The organism is Oleiphilus sp. HI0080, from assembly GCF_001635135.1.
In genome coordinates this window covers 1-2,856 of the sequence record NZ_LWFU01001214.1, presented here as the reverse complement: position 1 = coordinate 2,856, position 2,856 = coordinate 1, and the positions used below count along the sequence as shown (strand labels likewise).

Here is a 2,856-nt window from a genome sequence, read left to right as displayed (position 1 = left end):
GTAGGTTAGAATCATTTCCTGAGTAAGCGATGATGATGGCACATACGCCATGCTCCAGCTGCCAAAGTAGCGATAGTCGATGGACTCGTAGCTCAGAATAACTGCGTCGCTGTGCCTCGGATCCTTAAGGGGTCCTGGGGATTTTCCGTCTTAAAAAGACATAATCCTCTACAGCCCCCGTGGCTCCTGGCCTCCAGCGGGGTATTAACTTCCTCCTAGCCCTTAACTTGTCCCTTTCGGTTATTATGCTGAGCTTTTTAGGCATCAGATATGGCATATACCGAAAGGCTCCAGATCCTCATTGACGCAGAAATCAATGATTTGTACAGCCCTCCCAGTTTCACCCTCGAAGAACGTCGATTTTACTTTACTCTGAATGAGATGGAAGCCCGTGTCGCCAACGCTATCCGTAGCCGGGCTCACCGCTGTTTCTTTGTCGCTCTGTTGGGTTACTTCAAGTCCAGGCCTGTGGTTCTGAGTCCGAGTTTTGGCGATGTCGAAGAGGATTTGCGGTTTATCGCCAAAGAACAGTTGCCTGGTCCCGGTATCAGGCGCTTCTCATTGGATCAAAAGCAAAAGGATCGCCTATACCAGAAAATATTTGATCTCCTCAATTATCAAAAATGGCGGGATAGACAGGATCGAGGTTCCTTAATCACTCACTTACAGCAAACAGCTAAGTCGTGGGTTGAACCCCGGTATTTGTTCGATGCAACCACCGAGTATTTATCACTGCGTCGTATTGCAATTCCCAAATACACGGTGATGCAGACCGTGGTAAGCCAGGCGATGAAACAGGAACGAGAGCGTATTACTGCTTCGCTGCAAAACCAGTTATCAGGGAGGTTGTCGACTGAGCTCGCAAACTTGGTGGACGGAAAAGGGGCATTGCCTCTGTCTAAATTGAGGTTGTCTGCCAAGAACTTTACTCCTACGGAACTGGAAAAGGAGCTCAAGGTGAAACGATTAATCGAGCCTTGGATGAGTGAAGTTAACACCGTGGTTAAAGCCTTGTCGCTCTCAATAAAAAACCAACAGCACTTTGCTTCGATGGTTGATTATTATGGAAGTAAGATCAAGCGTTTTGACCGAGCTATTCAACAGCTATATTTACTGTGCTATCTGCAGGAGCGTGCCGAGCAAAATAGTGAGCGTCTGGCCGACGGTTTTGTCTACCACATTCGGAAAGTCCATGAGCAGGCCAAAGTGTACGCGAAAGAGGCAGCCTACCGGGACTGGGAAGGCGCTGCTGCCAATATCAGCAAGGCTGCGGAATTGCTCCATCTTTTTATTGATAACTCCATCGATGAAAAACAGCCTTTTGGTGCTGTAAAACGGGAGGCTCAAAAGCTGCTTAAATGTCGGGATATCGAGTCATTGTGCCTGTATCTTAACAAGCAAAAACGCGCACTTGATGATTATTACTGGGAATACTATGACCAACAAAAGCCGCTGTTAGAGAAGGTGCTACGGCCAATCTTCCAGTGTCTAGCCTTCCAGGCTACTGAGAACACACAGGCCCTGGCTACACAGCTAGCCGTCACTAAGGGCGAGTTAGCCACTGGTGCTATTCTCCAAACCATGAACCGACGGCTAATTCAGCCCAAACAGAAGGCATACCTTATTGATCAGGAGAACAACGTCCTACCGGATCGTTTTGAGTGGCTCCTATATCTGCAGATTCCCAGCAAGCTGAATGGACAGCTCTATCTCCCGACCGTCATTAAGTTCCGTTCTCTCCAGGATGATTTGGTCAGCAATGAGCGCTGGAAAGGCAAAAAGACGCTGATCCAACAATCCATGTTGCCTCGCCTGACGGCGAAACCCAGCAAACTAATCGAGACTTTATCCTGTGATCTCAACGATAAACTACAACAGGTCAGTCGGCGCATCGAAAACGGTGACAACCAAAACGTTATCCTGCGCAATCGCACCGGTAAAACAAAGTGGCGGCTGCCCTCAACCGGTGTTAAAAGTATGCTGAACAACCCGTTCTTTGACCAGATAAAACCGATTAATATTACCGATGTACTGCGCTACGTGGATCAGGAGACTGGCTTTCTGGACAACTTTGAACATGTACTACCTGTCCAGTCGAAAGGCCGTGCGAATGTTAATGATCTGTTGGCCGTTATTATTGGTAACGGCACTAATTACGGGCTGTACGGCATGGCCAATATCTCCGACCGGGCGTATGACCAACTAAAAGGTATCCAAGCCAATTACCTGCGGCCGGAGACGCTAAATAATGCCAATGATGTAATCAACAACTCGGTCGCCAGGCTGGCCATCTTTAAACACTACAATATCCAGGAAGACCTCATCCATGCCAGTGCCGATGGGCAAAAGTTCGAGAGCCGGTTGGAGACTTTTAAAACCCGGTACTCCTCAAAATACTTTGGTACTAACAAAGGCGTCTCGGCCATCACTTTGATAGCCAATCACGCAGCGCTAAACGCCAAGGTGATTGGCTCCAACGAACATGAATCCCACTACATCTTTGATTTGTTGCAAAGCAATACATCAGAGATACAACCCGATGTATTATCGACCGATACCCATGGGGTTAATCATGTAAATTTTGCCTTGTTGGATCTGTTTGGCTACACCTTTGCCCCCAGATATGCCCAGTTCGGCAAGGTCATTGAAGAGATGTTCAAAGTCAGTGAAAACAAAGACCAGGGCGTAACACTGAGTTTAAAAAAGCCGATTAAAACAGACCTCATCATTGAGCACTGGGATACCATCCAGCGTATTGCCATCTCGCTTCAGGAGAAAAGTACCACACAAGCGATTCTGGTTCGCAAGTTATCTGGTTACAGCAAAAGCCACCCGTTATTACAGGCCCTGACTGAG

1 protein-coding gene is annotated in these 2,856 nt (G+C 47.7%); it reads left to right on the top strand.

Annotated features, from left to right (window positions below; translation table 11 throughout):
* Positions 1-270: 270 nt before the first annotated feature.
* Positions 271-2,856, top strand: a 2,586-nt coding sequence (locus A3751_RS21265) for a Tn3 family transposase (RefSeq protein ID WP_068458801.1), incomplete at its 3' end; no start/stop codon positions are given.